Here is a 22,568-nt window from a genome sequence, read left to right on the forward strand (position 1 = left end):
GCCGTGCCCTAACGCTTCATGATGCCTGCCGCCTCCGGCAGGTAACGCAACTCGAAGAACACGCTGTCGCCGTTGCAGGGGGCGCGCTGTGTCAATGCGGCACTCGCTTGGGCAGTGGCAAGAGGGGTGGCACTGAACGCCTTGTCTGCGCCGGTCTGATGAAAGATTTCAAACACGATGCCGCTTGCATGCGCGGACGTGCATTGGCTGACGGCATCGAGATACAGCTTGCGCTCCCCACCGCCCAGGCGTGCCGTGCCGGCGCCGTCCTGCACCCACACCAGCACGCCGGTGTGCTGCACATCGTCGAGCAGTTCCGCGTAGCGCTCCGGCGTCATGTTGCCGGCGAAAAAAGAGCTGACGTACACCGGCCGCTGCGCAATCCGATCGAGTTGCCGGTACTCGGTGGACAGGTAACTTTGCAACTGTTCGCGCGCCTTGGGATCGCGCCAGCGCCTGTCGTCGATCTCCAACGGCAAGTACCAGCCTTCAATGGCGTCCACGCCCAGATCGTCCGCCCATTGGTGCGCCACGGTGTCATTACGGCGCGAGAGCGCGTGCAGGTAGTCGCTCAAGGCAGCCGTTGATGCCTCCTGGCGCTGAAAGAAGGCCGGGTCGCTGTTCAAACCCAGCACGATGTGCAGCCCGGAAGCACGCGCCATGCGCACTCGCTGCAACAACCATGCATGGCCGGCGGGGTCGCTGAACGCATCGCCGTATACCGTCCATTGCACCACCAGCGTGTCGAAACCTTGCGCGCGCACTTGGGCGAGAAGTATCGACCATTGCGCTTCAGTGACAGACCGGTCGCGCCATTGCGGCTGATAGATGATGGCCGTCGACGCGCACGCCAGGCATGGCATAAGCAGCCACAGCAGCATCGTGATACGGAGCCATGCGCGCGTCACCATTGCGTCCTCATGATCAGGAATACGGCGTTTTTGTCGCGCAGATAAGTGGTGAAAGCGTGCTGCCCTTCCACCGCGACACTGAAGCGGTGCGGATAGGCATCGTAATGCGTTTGGCCGTACCACACGTTCCATTGCACGCCGAGTCCGGCGCGTCCATCACGCAGGTAGGTCAGGCCCTGCGTGCGACTGATACCGGTGTATTGCACGTGGACATAGGGCTCGATGGTTTGCCCGTTGGCAATCTTGTCGTGCAGCCCGAACCGATAATCGAGCGTGATGACGCTTTCCTTGGCGCGCAGGTAATGCGCCACATCGACATAGAAATTCTGCGTCGGCCAACCCCACCCGCTGGCATGCCAGTCGTCGCCGAGCTTGGGACCAAACGACCACGAGCCGCTGGCGCGCAACAGAGTGTCGTTGCGGGTATCGCGGCTGTTGTCCGCCGGTGTCTGCTGTTCGATCGACAGCAGGATGTTTTGCGAGATCAGCGGTTTCCAATGCACGCCGATGCCCAGCATCGCACCGTGCACCGGCCATACCGCACCGCTGGCGCCGCTGCCGGCAAACAGCCGCGCATAGGCGGTCAACGTATTGAGATCCCCACCGGTCAACTGCGGATCGAGATGGTATTGCGCTTCCAGTTGCGCGTAGCTTCGGTAGGAAACACCCGGCGCCACGGAGTTGGCGGCGGAAGATACGGTGTCACCTAGCGACATGTCGGCATTGAAGCTCCATGTACGGCCAAGGTTTTCGTGCAGTCGGCGCAGGCTGTAGAGATCGTCCTGGTCTTGCTTGCTGTCAACGCTGGTACCGCCAGGATCTACCGCATCGAATTGATCGATGGCCTGCTCGGCATAGTGCCGCGCCTGGGTGTTGTCGCCCAATTGCTGATTGACGTACAGCAACTGGCGCGTCACGGCAGCATTGTCCGGATCGGCCTGGTGCGCGCGCTCGAATTGCGTCAGCGCGTTTTGCGGCTGACCGGCTTGCAGATAGGCATAACCCAGCGACGTCGCCATGCGGCTGTCATCCGGAGCAAGCGCGCTGGCGTGCTGCCATGAAAGCAACGCGCGCTGTGAATCACCCGCCTGGGTTTCCAGGGTGGCGAGGCGTGCGTAATAGCGCGGATCGGGCTGCACATCCACGGCGTTTTCCAGATCCGTCGTCGCCAGCACGGGATCGCGCGGTTCATCGGCTTGCGCGCGCAGCCACCAGTAGTTGCCATCCTGCTTTCCGCCCTGCGCGGCATACGTGTCGAGCCACGCGCTCGCCACGGCGGTTTCGTGGATGGTGAGCGCGGTGGTTGCGGCGGCGATCAGGTCAGCCTGCTGCATGTGCGCGGCAGGCACGGAACGCCAGGCCAGCAAGGCGGTTTTGTAGTCCTGCGCGCTATAGGCTTGATAGGCCAAGGCACGCGTGGTATCGGTGCTCGGCTTGCGCTTGCCGGCTTGCGCATAGGCGTATTCGGCCAGGCCCGGATGAGCCTCGCCATAGCAGTCGCCCAGTTGCCGCCACAACTCGGCGGGATAGTCCGGCGACAAATCCGCCATCACGTGATGGATGCCTTCGCAATCGCGCAACGCGCTCAGGATTTGCAACTGCGCAATCCGCAACGTCACGCTATCCAGCGGTCGACTCAAGCGTGCGCGGTCATCGACAGTGAAAAGCGCAGGCTGCTCACCCGCCAGCACGGCCAGGCGGGCCAGCAATGCCGCCGCATGCGCATGACCTGCAAAGGGATACGCATCGAGCAGCAATTGCTTTGCTTCGTTCGTCGCGCCGGCCGCCATCAGGCGATAGCTGAGTGGATCGAGCAGACGATAACCATCCGCTTGTGCGATCAGCGCGCTGGCCTGCTGTTGTGCGTCGGCGTAGCGGCCTTGCTGCAGGTCGAGATTGAAGCGCTCCTCGCGGAAGCTGTCGGGCGGCAGGCGCGACAGCATGTTGGCCGCGGTGGCGCGGTCGCCGCGCGTCATAGCCATGGGCAGCGCCACGCGCGCCAACCACGCCGCATTGGCGGGAAAACGCACCCTGTAATGATCGAGCAGCGCTGGCTGCGTGCGCGCCGCCTGCGCCAGCAGGTTGATCCATTGCCGCTCGTCCTTCACGTTGGCGAATGCCGGCTGATGCATCGCCATGTACGAGGCAAGCGCCTTGCGTTGACCGCTGCCGTCCATCGCCTGCGCCAAGGCCAATTGCTGCGTCGGTGTGCTCCATCCCTCGCGTGATTGCAGTTGTTCGGCCATATCGAACTCGCCGTGCTTCAGCAACAGTGCAAACCATTGATCGCGTTCCTGCTGGCTGAGCTTGTCGTGTGCATCCAACTCAGACAGCTGCGCGATGGCGCGCTGGTCGTCACCCAGATAAATCGCACGTTGCGCAAGCGCATGACGCAAGTCGCGGCCTTGCGGGCTGGCGGCAAAATCGGGCGCATCGAGTTCGGCTTGCGCACGTGCAAGATCGCCCGCCTGCAGATCGCCGAAGCCACGCTTGGCGCGACACACAGGCAGGTTATCGCGGCTGCAGTCGACGGCTGGCGGCGCCGGCGGTGTCATCGCGGCGCGCAGGTGGGCATCGTTCGGCGTATAGCGCATCTGCTCATCCAGCACCGCCTGTGCTTGCGCTGCCAGGCCAAAATGCCGATACGCTTCAGCCAGATCCAGCGCGGTATCGACGCTCTGCGGCGCCAGCTCGCGTGCACGCGTGAATTCGGCGATGGCCGTACGCTCATCGCCCACGCGCAACGCCGCATAGCCCGCCTGCCGGTGCGGATAGACCATGAAATGCCGGTAGCGGCTGCCATCGCCGGACGACGCCTGGCTTTCCGCACGCAGCGGCCATACCGCCACCATGATGCACAGCGCCAGCGCACAGCGGCTCGGCCCAGGCTGTTTCATGAGGCACGCTCCAGTTGCTCGAAGCCTTCGCATTCCTGCTCAAGCAGACTCGTCACGCTGGGCTGCAAGGTGGCCTGCAATCGCAACAGACGATGCAAGGTGTCCGCACTGATCACGCCCTGCCCGATCAGGAAATCGCCGAGTCGCTGCTCGCTGCGCGCGTGGTTGAGCAGCAAGGCCCGAAAAGCCACTTCGTCCACATGGCCTTGCGCCACCAGGATTTCGCCGAGCATCACCTGGCGCGACACGTAGTCGTTCCACAACGGCGCCACGCGCTCGCGCGCGATCAAGCCGCGATCGGCGGCCATGTCCAGCAAATGATGCGGATCGCGCTCGCCCTTGGGCGCCTGCGCGTACCAGCGGCGCAGGCCAACCGTGACCTGGCCCTTGTACGCGAGCACGTAGCGCACGCGCCGGCCAAGCTGGCGCGCGATGGCGGCGAGCGACACCGGATCGATATACGACTCGCTGGCCAACACCAGCACGCCAGCGTCGATGCGCAGCGGCAGCACCGCGTAATGCAGTGCGATAGGCCGCGGCACCATCCGCATCAATTCACGCGGCAAGCTGATCGCATCCACCGATTCGCAACTCACGCCGATCTGCTGCGCCATCGGCATCGCCAATTGCTCCGCCGTGATGCGGCCCTCGTGAATCATCGAACTGCCCAGTTGCAGGCCGTCGATGCGATGCCGTTGCGCGTCGTGCAACTCCGTCGCCGAGATCACGCCATTGGCCACCAGCAACTCGTCCAGCGAGCGCTTGGCCTGGTTGTTGCCACCGATGCTGGGAAAATCGTGCGTAGTCTTGTCCCAGGCCACGCGTCGCGGATCGCCGCAGCGGATGATCTGGCGGATCGCACGCCAGTTCGCCATGAAATTGATCAGGTTGCCCCACAGCAAGCGCGGAATCGACAACAGCCCCTGCTTCACGCCGTAATAGCCGGACACGAAGATGATCCGCTGCAGCATGCGATTGCCCATCAGCGCGATGTTCGCGACCAGCACGATGTCGAACCAGCCTTGCCCTTCGAAGATCGACACGAAGCGCGGCGCGCTTGGCCATACCAGTTGCAACATGCCGATCATGCTGAGCTGCAGCATGATCAGCATCGCCGCGAAACTCACGAAATTGCTGATGGCGCCTTTACGGTCGCGCCACAGGAAATAATTGAGCACCAGGCTGCGCTTCCAGCCATGCGTGCGATAGCCCTGGTACACGATGCCGATGATCCAGCGCGACTTCTGCCGCACGGCCGTCGCCAGGCGATCGGGGAAATATTCGCGCACGCACACCACGTTGGCTTCGTATCGGCTCTGCCCGAATTTTTCGGGCTGCCGCGGATGGCGCTGGTAACGAAGCACCGGGAAGCGCACGAAGATCTCTTCCATGCCGCGCGCTTTCAGGCGCAAGCCGATGTCGTAATCCTCGGTAAGGCTCTGCACGTCGAACGCAATGCCGTTGCCCTCTTCGATCAAGGCGAGCACGGCGCGCCGGCTGAAACACGTACCCACGCCCGCGCTGGGCACCTGCCCGGCCAGCGCTTCGCGCACCGGCACGTCCTTGCCGTGCAATTCGGCGAATTCATCCAGGTAATGCAGGCTGGTGAAATTGTTCCACTGCCGTTCGAACGGATAAACCGGCACCTGGATCAGGTCCTTGCGGTGCACCAGATAGTTGAACAGGCGCAACTCGTGTTCGCACACCACGTCTTCGGAATCGTGCAGGATGAAGCCTTCGAAGGTCATGCGCGCACGCTGCTCGAATTGCAGAATCGCATCGAGCACGTTGTTGAGGCAGTCGGCCTTGCTGGTCGGGCCTGGCCGCGCGCACACCACCTTGTGCACGTTGGGAAAGCGCGCGCACACCTCGTCCACGTCGCGCTGCGTATCCGGATCGTTCGGATAGGTGCCGACGAAGATGTGGTAGTTCTCGTAATCCAGCGTGGTGGCCACCAGCTCGGCCATGTTGCCGATCACGCCGGTTTCCTGCCATGCCGGCACCATGATCGCCAGCGGTTTTTCCGCGGGACGATACAACTGGTGGTACAGCGTGTGCTCGCAGGTGTTGTAGACGAACAGCGACCGCCACAACCGCCGCGCCCAATACACCGCATCGATAAAGAAATCATCCAGGCCGCTGACCAGAATCAGCACGGCAATAATGACGACCAGCGCGCCCAGCGCGTAGAGATAAGTCGAGAATGCGTCCAGCCACCACATGTGGCACCTCGCTGGCTCAGCTTGCTTCGCGCCTGCGCTCGTTACCCGCTGCCAGAGCTCCCCTGAGCACATCCACCACACGCGCACTGGCCGTGCCGTTGCCGAATGGATTGCCCGCATGCGCCATCGCGCGATAGGCATCGCTGTCCGCCCATAACGCTTCGATCTCCTGCACGATCGATGCCCGTCGCGTGCCTGCCAGGCGTGCGCAGCCGGCATCGATCGCCTCCGGCCGCTCGGTTTCCGTGCGCAGCACCAGCAGCGGAATGCCGAAGGTGGGCGCTTCTTCCTGCAAGCCGCCGGAATCGGTCAGTACCAGCCAGGCATCGAGCAAGGCTTGTTGCATCTGCAGGTAATCCAGTGGCGGGCTCAGTTGCACGTTGGGCAAACCGCCCAGGATCGCGTGCACCGGCTTGCTCACCACCGGATTGAGATGCACCGGAAACAGCACCTGCAACTCCGGGTGATGGCTCGCCACATCCGCGATCGCATAACAGATATCGCGCAGATCGCTGCCCCAGTTTTCGCGGCGATGCGCGGTCACCAGCAGATGCCCGCGCCCATCCAGGCGGCGCTGCAGGCGATGGCGCCGGACCACCCAGTGCTGCGCATCGATCACGGTGTTGCCGGTAACGCTGATGCGCTCCTCGGGAATGGCTTCGCGGCGCAATGCCAGCGCCGCGCGTTCGGTCGGCGCAAAGTGAAAACTGGCGATGCGGCTGACCATCTGCCGCAATCCTTCTTCCGGAAATGGCCGCGCCAGGTCGTAGGTGCGCAATCCTGCTTCGACATGCGCAACAGGAATGTGCCGATAGAACGCGCACAGCGCGCCGAGGAACGTGCTTTCGGTATCGCCCTGCACCAGCACCAGCGACCATGTACGGTCCGCCAGCATGCTGTCGAGCAGTTGGCGGCAGTAGGTGCTGAATTCGCACAAGCCATCACCGCCGCGCTCAAGCGCCATGTCAGGGACGATGTCGAAACAGGCCAGCATCTGCTGCGCCATCTCGCCATGTTGTCCGGTATGCAGCCAATGCGGTCGCGCCCAACTGCTGGCCAGCAAGCAGTGATACAACGGTGCCAGCTTGATGATCTCCGGGCGCGTGCCCGACACGATCAGGATGTCCTGCATACATCCCCCTCATCGGCAGGATGGCGCCGCCACCCTGCTGCTCGAACGTCCTGTCCTCGCCCCCTAATGCCCAATCGCGAGCAGCGGACCGCGCATCTTCCGATTGGACGGAATCGGTTGCTGCGCTGGTAGTTCGACGCAAGAAGCTGCGCTGTGCGCCATATTGCCAACTACAGGTTAAAGATACACATTTATTTCATTATATTTTTATTAATAGCATATTGACTCGATCAAAATTATTTGCTAGTCGACAACCGACCCGCATCGACGTACTCTCTCTCACGGCGAGGCGTTCCTATCACGGGACAGGGGCCTGGGCTTTCGGGATTGAATCGCATTCACAGCCATGCGCGCAGGGCGGTAGAGCGGCTGTTGCGCGTTGTCTTCGTCTTTGTGCGAGGAGAATCCCATGCTCAGACCATCACTCTGTGGGCCATCGCGTTTTCAATCGTTCCTGATCGGCATCGCCGTGACATTGGTGGCTGCGTCCGGCTCGATACCCGTTGCAGCGCAAGTCACGTTAACGCCGAGCTTCAATAGCGTCGCCTTGCCTGCACCGCCGCCGCCACCCGGCGCGGCGCTGCCGAAAGTGAAGACGACAAGCAAACAGGTACCGACCTCATCGCTGTCGACCACGTCAAAAACGCTCACGCTCTCCCTCGCTGCCGCAGCAGTGTCCGCACCGAATGCGTTCGCTGGTGCGCCTGGTGCAAATGCCAACCAGAACACGCTCGTGCTGTACGACACGACTGGCCAATGGGGTTGGCTGGGCGAAGCCTATGCCGTGATGGCCGCCAACCTGGTCACGCATGGCAGCAAGTACAGCATGCATGCCGCCGTGAACTACGCCGCCGGCGAGATCAACAGCTATACGGGATTGATCTACATCGGCTCGACCTATGGCGAACCCCTGCCCACCGCACTACTGGACGACGTGCTGGCGACCACCAAGCCGGTGTTGTGGATGAACGACAACATCTGGCAGTTGTCCGCACGCGCCTCGAATTTCGCCGGGCAATACGGCTTCACGCCGATGTATTTCGACTTCTCCAACACCTTGACGGTGACTTACAAGAACGTTGCCTTGCAGCGCAATGCGCTGGCAGTGCCTTCCGGCTTGCTGCAGACGGTGATCAACGATGCCACCAAGGCGCAGGTACTCGCCATCGCTACCAACGACACCGGCGGCACCATCAATTGGGCCACGCGCGGGGCCAACCTCACCTACATCGGCGAAATCCCGTTCGCCTACACCGGGCCAAACGATCGCTACCTTGCCGCCATCGATCTGATCGGCCAGGTATCCAATCCCGGCATGCTTGCACGCAAGCGCGCCTTGGTACGCATCGAGGACGTCGGGCCCGATGCGGATCCCACCGAGCTGCGTGCGATCGCCGATTATCTGTACAGCAAGAATGTGCCTTTCAGCGTGGCAGTGATTCCGTACTACGTGGACCCCAACGGCTACTACAACAACGGCGTGCCGCAGTTCATCCACATGTACCAATCCAAGGGCGTTGTCAGTGCACTGAAATACATGCAATCGAAGGGCGGCACCTTGATCATGCATGGCTATACGCATCAGTACTCGAACATCGACAATCCCTACAGTGGCGTCAGCGCCGATGATTTCGAGTTCTATCTCGCGCACATCGATTCCAACAACTATGTCGTGTTCGATACACCGCCTCCGGTCGATTCCATGTCGTGGGCGCAGGGACGCATCACCAGCGGCTTCCAGGAATTGAGCAAGGCGGGCCTGCTCTCGCCGACCATCTTCGAACCGCCGCACTACGCCGCGTCGGCGATCGACTATCAGGTCTTTCACACGCAGTTCGCCGCCTTGTACCAACGCGGCCTGTTCGCTTCCGGCTGGTGTCCGAACGGCGCGTGTGGAACCGGCACGCCGGACTACACCAAGATCTACGGCCAGTTCTATCCGTATCTGGTGCGCGACATCTTCGGCACCGTAGTGATACCCGAACAGCTCGGCAACGTGGAACTGATCGAGTTCAACAACAATCCGCCGCGCTTTCCGGCCGATATTCTCTATAGCGCCAACTGCAATACGGTGATCAAGGATGCGGTGCAGAGTTTCTTCTTCCATCCGTACTTGAACATCAGCTACCTCCAGCAGATTGTGCAAGGTCTGCAGGCGATGGGTTACACCTTCGTGCCCGCAAGCGTGGTCAAGCAGGGCTGACGGTTCATCGCCGGCGGCCACCCTGCAGACCCCGGCATGAAGAGCCCCTTTCCCTTCGGGGGAAGGGGCTCCCTGTAGGCTGGGATGACCATCCCAGCACCACCATGCTTGGTCATGCTGGGATTGGCATCCCAGCCCACGGTGATCAGAACGTCTGCTGCTGCGGATACTCCGCCGTGAAATCGTTATCCCACAGGAAGTTGGTAAACGACACCGTTACCGAGATATCCAGGCCTTCCACGAAATGCCAGCAACCCACCGGCAGGAACAGCACTTCGCCCGGATTCAACGTGCACGACAGCACCTGCACGCCTGCCATGCGCGGATAGCGGTGCAGATCGATGTTGCGGCCATCCACGTGGGTGAAGCAGTGTTCGTGGTTGTAGACGTGCGCAATCTCGCAAGCCGGCATCAGCAGGATGCGCTTGCGGCCGAGCACCTGCGCCATGAAGTTGTTGGTGAGGTCGTGATGGAACGGCGTGATCGTGCCGGGCGGCCCGAACCATAGAAAACCTTGCGTTGATCCGCTGCCGTCCAGGTACTCGGGAATCTGCACGATGTCCTGCCACAATACATCGAGCGCCGCGCGATTCTTGCCCTCGTTGTAGGCGGTCATGTAGAAGTCGTTGCTGCGTTCGGCGTGGCGCACCATCTCGACGTAATCGCCAAACAGCATCGTCTTGCGGTGTGCGGTCTTGCGCAGTTCGTATTGCGCATCCGCATCGCGGCCGAACTGGATTTCCACTTCGCGCTCGCCGCAGCGTTGCTTGAAATAGTCAAGATTCCACTTCGCCATCGCGGGCCAGTCGTCCATCATGCCGGTGATGATCACCGGACGGCCGGCGCTGTAGTACGCATCAAGGAATTCCTCGCGCGACAGCTTGTGCCGGCGCGGCACTTCCGTAGCGCGCAGACGATTCATGTGACGCTGCGTTTCCAGCACCCAATCATGTTTCGCCAGGCGATTGCGCAGACGTTGCGCGCCGGCGATGTAGGGGCTGGTCATGGCCTGTTGGATTTCCTGCACGGCTTCGTCGTGCGCAATGCCGGCATGCAGCATCTGTTCGTAGATGCTTTGCGGTGGACCATCCAGCAACAGGTTTTCGGCTATCCACCGGCGCCACTCGTTATCGACGTGGACCACCGGCCTCAACTCGACGTTCGCCATGACATCCCCTCACGCGTTACGTGGCAGCGGCCATTGGAAAGCGAGCCTAGCGCAGGCCCGCCTGCAGCAATGCGATTGTGTCGACGAAATGACAACGATGTCTAGCCCTTTTGACGCCCGGTCGACCCGATAGGTGGAACATGGCGCAGGTCCATTCCCAGCCAGGAGCATCGCCATGCCCGAACAACGCACCCTGCGCGCGGCTGAAGAGGATCGGCGCGAAGGCAAATCACCCAGCACGCAAGCCGGCGAATTCGTGAAAGAGGAAATCGAGCACGTCCGCGAAGGCAGGCATGGCGTGCGCTCGACCAAGCAGGCCATCGCCATCGGCTTGTCCAAGGCCCGCCGCGCCGGTGTCGAGTTGCCGGCGCCCAAGAAGAACGTCAGCAAGCGCGTGCAGAAAAAGGCCGAGCAGGATCTGGAGGCCGGCGCGAGCCACCGCCGGAAATCGCCACGCCGCGCACGCGCGACCGAAAATGCCTTGAAGCGCGAAAGCCGGGAGCCGGTGTCGAAGAGCGCGCTGTCGAAACAAGCGAAGAAGGCGGCGGCAAAGCGCAGCAGCGGCGCACGTTCGGCTGCCGCCAAAAAAACGGCGCGCACCAAAGGCGCGAGCAAGCGGTCAGCCGCGGCAAAGAAAGCCGCCCGGACCAGAGCGCGAAAAACCTAGTCCCGCCACCACCGCAAACATCCGGAACCGTTGGGGTTCGCGTTCGCTCACCTCAACCTACACGTGAAATGCGTTAATCAGCCAGCGCGGCATCCACGATGCCTTGCGCCTCGCGCAAAATCGCCTTGAGGTGTTCCTCGCTGCGGAAGCTCTCGCCGTAGATCTTGTAGATCTCCTCGGTACCGGACGGGCGTGCCGCGAACCAGCCGCTTTCCGACATCACCTTGATGCCGCCGATCGGCGCGTTGTTGCCGGGGGCGCGGTCGAGCACGTCGGTGATCTTTTCGCCGGCAAGCTCCTTGCTCTGCAATTGCTCCGGCGAGAGCTTGGCGAGCCGGGCCTTCTGCTGCGCGTTGGCGGCGGCGTCGACGCGGCTGGAATACGGCTTGCCCAGTGCTTCGGTGAGATCGACATACAACTCGCCGGGGTCCTTGCCCATGCGCGCGGTCATTTCCGCGGCGAGCAGCGAGGGGACGATGCCATCCTTGTCAGTGGTCCATACCTTGCCGTCATGACGCAGCATGGACGCGCCCGCGCTTTCCTCGCAGCCGAAACCGAGTACGCCATTGAACAGGCCGTCGGCGAACCATTTGAAGCCGACCGGTACTTCATAAAGCCGACGGCCCAGGCGCTCCGTCACGCGGTCGATCAGCGAGCTGCTCACGACCGTCTTGCCGACGCTGGCCTTGTCGGTCCATTGCGGGCGATGGCGGAACAGGTAATCCACCATCACCGACAGGTAGTGATTCGACGGCATCAAACCCGCGCTGCGCGCAACGACGCCGTGGCGGTCATGATCGGTATCGCAGCCAAACGCTACGTCGTAGCGATCCTTCAAGCCGATCAGGCGCTGCATGGCGTACTGCGAGGAGGGATCCATGCGGATCTTGCCGTCCCAATCCACCGTCATGAAGCGGAAGGTGGGGTCGACCGTGTCGCTGACGATGGTGAGGTCAATGCCATAGCGCTGCGCGATCGGCTGCCAGTAGTGCACGCCTGCGCCGCCCAGCGGATCGACCGCCATGCGCACGCCGGCATGGCGGATCACGTCGAAGTCGATGATGTTTTTCAGGTCATCGACATAGTGGCCAAGATAATCGTATTCCTGCACCAGGCTGGAACGCCGCGCCGTGGGGTAGCCGATGCGCTTGACGCCATCCAGGCGGCTTTCGAGCAAGGCGTTGGCGCGCTGCTGGATCCAGCTGGTGACGTCGGTATCGGCCGGGCCGCCGTTGGGCGGGTTGTACTTGAAGCCGCCGTCGGCGGGCGGATTGTGCGACGGCGTGACCACGATGCCGTCGGCCAGCCCATCCACGCGCTGGCGGTTGTAGGTGAGGATGGCGTGCGACACCGCGGGCGTCGGCGTGAATTCGCCGCCAGCGGAAATCGCCACGGCCACATCGTTGGCGACCAGCACTTCGACCGCGCTCTGGAACGCCGGCTGGGACAGCGCGTGCGTGTCGATGCCGATATACAGCGGGCCGGTAATGTTCTTCTGGCGGCGGTAATCGCAGATGGCCTGGGTGATGGCCAGTACGTGCCATTCGTTGAAGCTGCGGTCGAGCGAAGAGCCACGGTGGCCGGAAGTGCCGAAGCTCACGCGCTGAGTGGGTTCGGAGGGATCGGGGCGCAGCGCCGTATAGGCGTCCAGCAGCTTGGTTACGTCTACCAGCATGGATTCCGGGGCGGGTTTTCCGGCAAGCGCGTCGATGTTGGGGCTCACGTGTCTAGGTTCCTCGTCGAATGGCATCCACTCCCTTCCCTGCTTGCAGGGGAGGGTTGGGGTGGGGTTGCATAGGCTTGCGGCACAGTTTGAATTCACCGCGAGATTCGCTTCACCCCGCCCCAGCCCTCCCCTACTACACGTAGGGGAGGGAGCAAATCAGGCAGCGGCAAATTATCGGTGACGAAGCATCAATCCTTCGTCTGCGCCGCGTTAGCGGTCGCGGTCCATTCAGGCCGCGGCTGCCCCCACCAACTCGGCCGCCAGCGCTGGCAGCTCGCTGATGGAGCCGATGATGTAGTCCGGCGCGGGATCGAGCTCGTCCAGGTTCGCGATGGAGGCGTAGTGGCCCTGGCGCACGAACACGGTGGTAAGGCGCTCGCCGAGCTTGCGCTTCATCTTGGTCAGGAGGTTAGGCTTGTCGTCCGTCATCACGTAATGCGCGGCGGGATAGCGCGCCAGCATTTCGTCCAGCGCCAGTTCCTTGTGCACGAAGATCAACACCTCGCCGCGCACCGCCCCGCGGATGCCGGCGCGCTCGATCTTGTGCGGCTGGAACACGACGTCGCCATCGGAAAGAATCGCCGCGCGTCCCAGCTGGTTGAGCTGGTCGATGGTTTCCAGCGCACCGGGATACAGCCGCTGCTCGAACGGGTAATCGAGTATCCAGTACGACAGAGTAAAAATGCCCGGGCGCGTGTCGTTTTCCAGGCGGAAGTGCTGCAATGCCCCGAGGTAATCGACGTAGCCGAGCGAATCGCGCAGTTGTTCGTAGATCGCCCAGTAGCGATCACATTCCGCCTGACCGAATTCACGTGTGAGATGCGCGCGCAGGTCGGCGCCGAAGCGGTCGTTGTCGAGCAAGGTGTTGTCGACATCCAGCAAAAATACGTGCGAAGCGTTGGCTTGGTTCACAAATAGACGTCCACTTGGTGCTCGCCGCCATCATCGATCAACGTCAACCGGTCGCCTTCGACCGGCTTGCCGTTGAACAGGATGCGGCGCGGTTCTGCCCTGCCCTGCGCCGCGTGCACCACGATCTGGTAGTCGGTCTCGCGGTGCCGGTAGCTCAGGCGATAGTCCGGCCAGTCTGGCGGAAGCACGGGGTCGATGTACAGGCTTTCCCCCTCCACGCGCAGGCCCAGCAGGGATTCCACGATCAGGCGGTACATCCAGCCGGCCGAGCCGGTATACCAGGTCCAGCCGCCGCGGCCGTCGTGCACGCCGCCGTAATACACGTCGGCGGCAACCACATAGGGTTCCACCTTGTACACGTCGATGCGCTCGCCGCTGCCGTGGCTGATCGGGCTGATCATGTGCAGCATGTCCCACGCGCGGCGCGCATCGCCCATGGCGGCAAAAGCCATCGTCGCCCAGATCGCCGCATGCGTGTACTGGCCGCCGTTTTCACGCACGCCGGGCACATAGCCCTTGATGTAGCCGGGGTCGAGCGGCGAACGATCGAACGGTGGATCGAGCAACTGGATAATGCCGGCATCGCGCTTCACCAGATGCTTGTCCAGCGATTCCAGCGCCTGCCGGCGGCGCTCCATCGGCGCGGCGCCCGACAGCACCGACCAGCTCTGCGCGATGGAATCGATGCGGCATTCCTCGTTCTGCTTGGAACCCAGCGGCGTGCCATCGTCGAAATACGCGCGACGGTACCACTCGCCATCCCATGCGTGTTCGTTGAGTGCATCGGCCAGCTTGCGCGCTTCTTCTTCGCAGCGCCTGGCATAGGCTTCGTCGTCGTGACGCCGCGCGGTTTCGGCGAACGACGTCAGCACCTGGTACATGAAAAAGCCCAGCCACACGCTTTCGCCGGTGCCCTTCTCGCCGACCTTGTTCATGCCGTCGTTCCAGTCGCCAGTGCCGATCAAGGGCAAACCATGCGGGCCGCGCGCCTTGATGCCGCGTTCGATCGCCTGCACGCAGTGCTCGTACAGCGTGGCGCTCTGCTGCGAACGCAGCGGCAGGTCGTAATAGGATTCCTCCTCCGGCCGCACCGGGCGGCCTTCGATAAAGCCGATCCGCTCATCCATCACGCCGGTGTCGTGCGTGGTGTGTACGTAGCGGCTCACCGCCAGCGGCAACCAGAGGTAATCATCCGAGCAATGCGTACGCACGCCGCGGTCGGAAGGTGGGTGCCACCAGTGCTGCACGTCGCCTTCCACGAACTGGTGCGCGGCGCACAGCAACAGGTGCTGCCGTGCGCTGTAGCCGCTGGCGTGCACCATCGCCATGGAATCCTGCAGCTGGTCGCGAAAACCGAATGCGCCGCCGGATTGGTAATAGCCGCTGCGCCCCCAGAAACGCGCGGCAATCACTTGATACATCAGCCAGCCGTTGGCGAGCGCGTTCACGGCCACATCCGGCGTTTTCACTTGCACGCGGCCCAGCGTCCAGCGCCAATGCATGCGTACTTCTTCCAGTGCCGACATCGCCGCATTCGAACCGCGATGGCGATGCGCCAGATCGCTCGCACTCTTGGCATCGTGCGCGGCGCCGAGCCGGAAGATCACCTCGCGCGTTTCATCCTTGCCCAGTTCGAACGGCACCTGGATCGCCGCACACGGATCAAGGCCGGCGCCGATACGTCCGGACAAACCAACGCGGCTCATCGCCGATGGCGCGCGCGGATGTCCATTGCGGCCCATGAATTCCATGCGATCGCAGGTCACGCTGCGCGTGAAGGCGTCGGTGTCGAAGAACGCCACGCGGCCTGGAAACTCGGTGTTGTATGCATTGCGCGCAAGCAAGGCGCCGGTGACGGGATCGGACTCGGAGACGGTGTGCATGGCGTATTTGTTGCGCATATCGCCCAGCACCCATTCCACGTAGCCCGTGGCGGACAAGCGCCGTGTGCGGCCTGAAAGGTTGTGCACGCGCAGCACCCAGAACTTCACCGACGCATGCAGGGCCACGTACATCCACAGCTCGGTATGGATGCCATCCTCGACGTGTTCGAACACCGAATAACCAAAACCATGCCGCGTGACGTACGCACCCTTGCCACGGTGCGGCAGCGGCGTGGGTGACCAATAGCGGCCGGTTTCCTCGTCGCGCACGTACAGCGCTTCACCGCAGCTGTCGCTGACCGGGTCGTTGTGCCAGGGCGTCAGGCGATATTCGTGCGAGTTTTCGGCCCAGGTATAGGCACTCCCTGCCTCGGACACCACGCAACCGAAATCGGGATTGGCCAGCACGTTGGCCCAAGGCGCCGGCGTGTGCCGCCCCGGACGCTGGATGATGACGTACTCGCTGAGATCGGGCGAAAAGCCACCATAACGGTTGCTCAACTGCAGCGTGTCGAACAGCGCTTGCGTGCTGTCTTCGATCGCCCCTGGTTCCGCGCCGCCCGGCCTGCTGACCACCAGCGCCGGCAATTGCGACTCCACGCGCCGGCGCTCGATCTGCTCGACCAGCGTACCGCGGCTGTCGTGGAGCACGATGCGCGCCACGGATTGCACCAGTACGCGATCTTCCACTGACAACTGCTGCGAAGGACGCAAAAAAATGCCGCCCGGACGATCGATCAGGCTCGCTTCCACGCTGGAGGCGATCAGCCCCAGGATCAGATCCTGCAATTCCTGCCGATAGCCGGCCTGGTCTTCGTTCCAGATCACCAGATCCACCGTCAGGCCCTTCATGCGCCAATACGCATGCGCCTGCACCAGCTGGCGCACCAGTTCGATATTGGCGATATCACCAATGCGCAACAACACGATCGGCAGATCGCCGGAAATCGCCTGCCCCCACAAGCCCGATTGCCCGCGCCGGTTGGCCAGCAGCACGCTCGTCTCGGCACGCAACAAGGTATTGGCGTACAGGATGGATGCGGCCATGCGCTCGTATAGCCGTGCATCCGCATGCGTGGCGTTGAGTTGCTGCAGCAACACCTGGCTATGCGTCCATGCCAGGTCGAAGACGCGATCGGCCAAATGGCGGTCGCGGTACTTGTCAGCCAGATGCAAACAGGCATCACGGTTTTCCGCCACGCCCGTCACCACGTCGACAGTCGCAGACGCTTCCGGCGGCAGGGTGATACGCACGCGAATCGACACGATCGGATCAAGCACCGACCCCACCGTGTTGGAAAGCTGCGTATTCGATATCAGCTTGCTCAACGCCTGCGGCCGCATGATGTTGCGGCCGCGGCCGATAAATTTCGCGCGATCCGTCTCGTAGGAAATGGCGTCGATCGTCGCATCGTGCACGGCCATCACATGGCACATCCACGGCACGCGTTCGTCATTCGCGCGCGGGCGGCGCGTGCCGATCAAGGCTTGCGTCGTGGCCACCCATTCGGTCTGCACGAACAAATTGCTGAAAGCCGGATGCGAGGCGTCGGCCATCGGCGGCGCGATGACCAGTTCGGCGAAGGTGGTGATCTCGATGGTGCGCGGACGTCGGCCGCGATTGGTCAGGCGCACGCGGCGCAGTTCGATATCGTCCTCCGGCGACACCACGATCTCGGTATGCGCATCGTAGTGGTGCTTGCGCACGCGGAATTCCGCGCGTGCGTCGGAGAAAATCGCTTCGTAATGATCGGGTTTGGCCAGCGTGGGTTGGTAGGTGGTAGACCAGTATTCGCCGGTTTCCACGTCGCGCAGATAGCAGAACTGTCCCCAGTTGTCGCGCGTGATGTCTTCGTGCCAGCGATGCACCGACAGATCACGACAACGGCTGTAACCGCCGCCCGCGCTGCTCATCATCACGTGATAACGGCCGTTCGACAGCAGCTGCACCGCGGGGCGCGGCATGTTCGGATCGGTGAACACGCGCAGCGGATGGTCGGCGGTGGCCATGCCGGTCTGCCAGGTCTCGAAGCCGATGCTTTGCAGATACTCGGTGGCATTCTTCGGCACGCGCTCCTGCAGCAGCAGCGACACCGCGCGGAATTGCGGATCGTTGTCGAAGCGCTTCTGCATCGGTTGATCGAGCAGCAGATAGGCCAGCGACAGCAGGCTCATACCTTGGTGATGCGCCATGAACGAGGATACCGTCACGGCGCTTTGCCCATGCGGCACGCGAGCAGGCGTGTAATCGACGGCTTCGTAAAAACCGAAGCGCCCTCGCCTGCCTTCTGCCGCCAATCGTTCCAGGTTGGTGTAGGCCTCGGATGGCGCCACCATCAAGGCCATCACGCTGGCATACGGCGCGATCACCACATCTTCGCCCAGCCCGCGCTTCAACCCCAGACCCGGCACGCCGAACGCGCGGTACTGGTAATTCATATGCACGTCGACGGTGTTGTAGCCGGATTCGGAAACACCCCACGGCACGCCGGTCTGCTGGCCGTATTCGATCTGCCGCTGCACGGCGGCGCGGCAAGTTTGGTCAAGCAATGTGCCTTCGTAGGTGGGCATCACCAGCATCGGCATCAGGTATTCGAACATCGAGCCGGACCACGACAACAGCACCGGCTTGCCGCCCGCGCTGGTCAGCAGGCGGCCGAGCGCGAACCAGCTGTCCTGCGGCAATTGGCCTTGCGCGATGGCGAGATAACTCGCCAGGCGCGCTTCGGAAGCAAGCAGGTCGTAGCAACTGGCGTCCAGCCGGCGCTCGTCGACGTTGTAGCCGATGGAGAGGAGCTTCTTGCGTGGATCGAACAGGAAGCGGAAATCCATCGTCGCCAGCTCCGAGATCGTCGAAGCCAGGCGCAGGATTTCATCGCGGCGCGCCTTCGGGCTTGCTGCATCGCTATCGCCATTGGTGCCCGATGCGAGCAAGACCTGACGCAAGCTGGGAATGCCTTCCTGCTCCGGAAGATGCGCGATCCATGCGGACACCTGATCCACTTCGCGGCGGATATCGGCAAGCTGCTCGCGCAGGCGCTGGTACCAGAACGGCGCTTCGCCAGCATCGTCGCGCGGAACCGCGGTGCCGAGATTGTCGAAACGCATCTGCAGATCTACCAGATGGACCAGTACGCGGTCCAGGGAGGCGGACGGTTGCTGCACGTGATCGCGCAGCAATTGGCGCAAACTGGAAACGGCAGCGTCGGCATGGCCGTCCGGCATGGCATCGCGCATCAGCGTGAGCGTATCGCGCAAGCCTTCCAGCAAGCGAGGATGGAATACGGGTTCGTCGAACAAGGCGAGCAAGCCGGGGCGCAACACCAGCAGATGCGCCGCGAGGTTGCCGCTATCCACCGAAGACACATAATTTGGCGCCAGCGGTTGCAGCGTGACGGTGTCGTACCAGTTGTACAGATGGCCGCGATAGCGCGACATGCCCTGCAGGGTCTGCACGGTTTTCGCCACACGCTCCAGCATTCGACCGGCCGTGACATAGCCAAAATCGTAGGCAGCCAGGCAGGACAGCAACGACAAGCCGATATTGGTCGGCGAGGTGCGATGCGCCACCACCGTGGCCGGCACCTCCTGCACGTTGTCGGGCGGCAGCCAGTTGTCTTCCGCACCGACGTAGGTTTCGAAGAAGGCCCAGATGCGGCGCGATAGCGCACGCAAGAAACGCCTCTGCCGCCGTGATGGTGCGAACGCCACTTCCTTGCGCCGTTCGCTCGACCAACGCACTACTACCGGGCCAATGAACCACAGCAACAGAATCGGCACGGCCGGCGCAAGCGCCAGCGGCTGTCGCGACCACACTGCCGCCGCGCCTGCCACGGCCAGTACCGGGTTGATCCACATCATCCGATAGGTGCGCGCGGTCGATTGCGTGCCTTCCTGCGCCACGTCGCGCGAGGTGCGCCATTGCAGCAGGTTGCGCCGGCTCACCAGCATGCGCCAACGCGTGCGCGCAATCGCGTCCAGCGTGTAATACGCCTCATGCGGCAAGGTGGCCAGGTTGAACAGCGCACGCGCAAGATGCTGGCCGGCCGGACTCAGCGCGGACTTCAGGTGCGACGTCAGCGCAATGTCTTCCTGCTTCTGCACGAGCGCCAGCAACGAGGACAACAGCGGCAAGGTGAACAGCAAGGCCAGCACCGCGATGGTCCAGATGATCGGCTGCGCCAAACCGATCCAGGCGATCAGCAGCAAGGCGACGAACGAAGGCGGCACCAGGTTGCGCCGAAGATTGTCGAAAATCTTCCAGCGCGACAGGCCATCCAGCGTGTTTTTCACGCGCACGCCTTGTGCATTGGGTACGCGCGGCAAGATCCATGGCAGCACCTGCCAGTCGCCGCGCACCCAGCGATGGCGGCGCTGGTAATCGCCGACGTAACTGGCGGGATATTCCTCATACAGCGGCACGTCGCTGAGCAAGCCCGAACGCGCATAGCAGCCTTCGATCAGGTCGTGGCTGAGAATGGTGTTATCGGGAAAACGGTTGTCCAGCGACTGCGCAATGGCTTGCACATCGTAGATGCCCTTGCCGATGAAAGAACCTTCCCCGAACAAGTCCTGATAGACATCCGACACCATGCGCGTGTACGGATCAATGCCGACGTCGCTGCCAAACAGCATGGCGTAGCGCGACCGTCCGCTGCTGGGCAGGCTGATGCCAAGCCGCGGCTGCAGAATGCCGTGGCCACGCAGCATGCGGCCCGTGGCTGCGTCGTAAACCGGCTGGTTGAGCGGGTGCGCCATCACGCTGGACAACGCCTGCGCGGCATCGCGTGGCAGCTGCGTATCCGCATCCAGCGTGATCACGTAGCGAATGCCACGCAGCGATTCCAGCGGTCCCACGGTAAGCAAAAACGCTTCGGCGTTGCCGGTACGCAACAGATGATTGAGATCGTTGAGCTTGCCGCGCTTGCGTTCGTAACCCATCCACACGTTGTCTGCGGCATTGAAACGGCGCGGACGATGCAGCAAAAAGAAACGATCGCCGGAACCGGGCGCGTACTTGGCGTTCAATGCTTGGACATGTTGCCGCGCAAGACGCAGGATGGACTGGTCGTTTTCCAGCCATTCCTCTTCGGCATCCTTGAAATCGCTGAGCAAGGCGAAGTGCACGTTCTGGTCGCGGTTGGCGAGGAAGTGCACTTCCAGCGCCTCGATCATGTCTTCCACATCCTGCGCGCTGCCCAGCAAGGCCGGCACCGCCACCAGCGTGCGCGCGGCAGGCGGCACGCCGAGCGTGTAATCCATGCGCGGCAACATGCTCGGCGAGGTGGTGACGGTGACGATCCAGTTCACCAATCCCAGCGCAAATTGGCTGGCAGCAAGCACCGCCGGGATGGCGACCAGCGCCAACGCCCAATCCGGAAACCGACTGATGCCGGCGGCACGCACGATGGGCGCGGCCAACAACAGCGTCAGCAACACCATCATCCCCAGGTACAACAGCAGCGCATGACGCAACAAGGCGCGCCGCAGGTTCGCCCACGCGTGATAGCGATAGCCGGCCTTCTTCTCCAGCGCCGGGAGGCCCTCATCAATCAGGTAATAACCCACGTGTGCGCCGATGCCGGTGACCGCATGTTCCGTCGCATGGGTCGTCGCCAGTTCGATGGCATGCTGGGCGATCTCGCCTTCGGTCAAACGGCTGGAACGCGCCAGCCGTTCGATGACGTGGCGATATTGATCGCGCGTGGCGAAATCCATATGCGGATGCACGCCGGCCGGATCTTTCTGCAGCGTCTGTTCGACGGTGCTCAGACGCTCCACGAACGCATGCCAGTCGATCGCCGAAAGATGGCGCAGGCTGCCGATGCTGTTGCCGACGGAAACCTGGTTGGCCGCCTGCTCCTGCGCTTCGCGCTGCAACTCGTGCTCGATGCTGGAGCCGGTTTCGGCCAGGCGCTGCTCCACCCAGGTCAACGGCATCGCCAGCACCGGGCTCTGCCCCTGCAGGCGGCGCGCGAGCTCCGCCACGAAGGCGCTGGTCATCGGCGGATCGGAACGCGCCATGTCGGCCACGCCGATCACCACGCTCTTCGGATCGCGTTCGGCGATCTCTACCATCAGATCAGCCCATTTGCCGGCCTGCTCGCGATAACGCCAATCCGACAGCACACGCACCGCCGCGCGGCGCAGATTTTCGATCAGCGCCAGGCGCAGCATGATCGGAATCGCCCACAGCTCGCCCAGCTTCAACGGCTGCACGTTCTGGTAGGCGGTAATGAAGCGGCTCAGGCTTTCATCATCCACGCGGCCATCGCCATGCGAAATGGTTTCCAGCGCCAGCACGTACACCCGCGGCAGACCATTGCCCTCGCCTTCCTGCACCAGGCACGGCAACTCGCGGTTGTACTGCCGCGGCAAGTGCTTGCGCGCAATGCGGATCTGCTCTTCGATCAGGTAATAGTTGTCCAGCAACCATTCCGCTGCCGGCGAAATGCGCCGGTTGCTCTTGGCTACCGCCGTCAGCGCTTCACACGCTTGCAACAACAGGGCCGCGTTTTCATCCAGCCGCTTCAGCAACCGATCCGACGACGAGCGCGGACTGAGCTTGTGCTGCCTGGCCAGCGCCATGCCGTGCTGCTCCATCTGCTCGGCACTGAACAACTCCGCCCGCAGCGCCGGCTCTGTCGACGACCCGCCCGCCGCCAGCGATTCGGCGTACTGCGCCGCCGAATGGGTATGAAGTGCCGCCTGCAACAACGTGGATGGGCTGGTCTTGTACATCGCTCCCGTCCGGCTCGGTCACGACCTCCGCCGGAGCCGGGCTAGCCCCAAGCGTGTTTCGCACGCCGGTTGGGCATGCGTCACGGTGCGCTGAAATTAAAAAGTA

The 22,568-nt window shown here is 62.7% G+C and carries 10 protein-coding genes; 2 read left to right on the forward strand and 8 right to left on the reverse strand.

Features of this window, described 5'->3' with window-relative positions:
* Positions 1-8 precede the first annotated feature (8 nt).
* Genes VJR68_RS09795 through wecB form a run of 4 tightly spaced genes read right to left on the reverse strand, consistent with a single transcriptional unit; the run spans position 9 to position 7,162 of the window.
* Positions 9-911 (reverse strand): DUF4434 domain-containing protein, encoded by a 903-nt coding sequence (locus VJR68_RS09795; RefSeq protein WP_324147489.1) that lies wholly within the window; start codon positions 909-911, stop codon positions 9-11.
* Positions 905-3,808 (reverse strand): NfrA family protein, encoded by a 2,904-nt coding sequence (locus tag VJR68_RS09800; protein ID WP_324147490.1) that lies wholly within the window; start codon positions 3,806-3,808, stop codon positions 905-907. The genes VJR68_RS09795 and VJR68_RS09800 overlap by 7 nt, the downstream gene beginning before the upstream one ends.
* A complete protein-coding gene (locus VJR68_RS09805; RefSeq protein ID WP_324147491.1) occupies positions 3,805-6,030 on the reverse strand; it encodes a glycosyl transferase family protein in 2,226 nt (741 codons plus the stop codon). Before VJR68_RS09805 ends, VJR68_RS09800 begins: the two co-directional genes overlap by 4 nt.
* A gap of 16 nt (positions 6,031-6,046) precedes the next feature.
* Complete coding sequence (gene wecB / locus VJR68_RS09810) at positions 6,047-7,162, reverse strand: non-hydrolyzing UDP-N-acetylglucosamine 2-epimerase (RefSeq protein ID WP_324147492.1); 1,116 nt, start codon at positions 7,160-7,162, stop codon at positions 6,047-6,049.
* A gap of 409 nt (positions 7,163-7,571) precedes the next feature.
* Here wecB and VJR68_RS09815 point away from each other — a divergent pair, with 409 nt between their 5' ends.
* Positions 7,572-9,365, forward strand: coding sequence for a polysaccharide deacetylase family protein (locus tag VJR68_RS09815; RefSeq protein ID WP_324147493.1), 1,794 nt, complete (start codon positions 7,572-7,574; stop codon positions 9,363-9,365).
* Between the two features lie 145 nt (positions 9,366-9,510).
* On the opposite strand, the gene VJR68_RS09820 is transcribed toward VJR68_RS09815, so the two are convergent.
* Positions 9,511-10,533, reverse strand: coding sequence for a cupin-like domain-containing protein (locus VJR68_RS09820; protein WP_324147494.1), 1,023 nt, complete (start codon positions 10,531-10,533; stop codon positions 9,511-9,513).
* 175 nt (positions 10,534-10,708) lie between these two features.
* Here VJR68_RS09820 and VJR68_RS09825 point away from each other — a divergent pair, with 175 nt between their 5' ends.
* A complete protein-coding gene (locus VJR68_RS09825) occupies positions 10,709-11,200 on the forward strand; it encodes a DUF6496 domain-containing protein (RefSeq protein WP_324147495.1) in 492 nt (163 codons plus the stop codon).
* A gap of 73 nt (positions 11,201-11,273) precedes the next feature.
* On the opposite strand, the gene pgm is transcribed toward VJR68_RS09825, so the two are convergent.
* From pgm to VJR68_RS09840, 3 genes are all read right to left on the reverse strand, one after another.
* The gene (gene pgm, locus VJR68_RS09830) at positions 11,274-12,923 is read right to left on the reverse strand and encodes a phosphoglucomutase (alpha-D-glucose-1,6-bisphosphate-dependent) (protein WP_324147496.1); all 1,650 of its coding nucleotides are present in this window, start codon (positions 12,921-12,923) and stop codon (positions 11,274-11,276) included.
* 231 nt (positions 12,924-13,154) lie between these two features.
* Positions 13,155-13,838 (reverse strand): HAD family hydrolase, encoded by a 684-nt coding sequence (locus tag VJR68_RS09835; RefSeq protein ID WP_324147497.1) that lies wholly within the window; start codon positions 13,836-13,838, stop codon positions 13,155-13,157.
* Positions 13,835-22,462: a GH36-type glycosyl hydrolase domain-containing protein gene (locus VJR68_RS09840; protein WP_324147498.1), complete on the reverse strand. Its 8,628-nt coding sequence runs from the start codon at positions 22,460-22,462 to the stop codon at positions 13,835-13,837. Before VJR68_RS09840 ends, VJR68_RS09835 begins: the two co-directional genes overlap by 4 nt.
* Positions 22,463-22,568: the final 106 nt, after the last annotated feature.

Source organism: Dyella sp., assembly GCF_035277725.1.
Lineage (GTDB): Bacteria > Pseudomonadota > Gammaproteobacteria > Xanthomonadales > Rhodanobacteraceae > Dyella_B.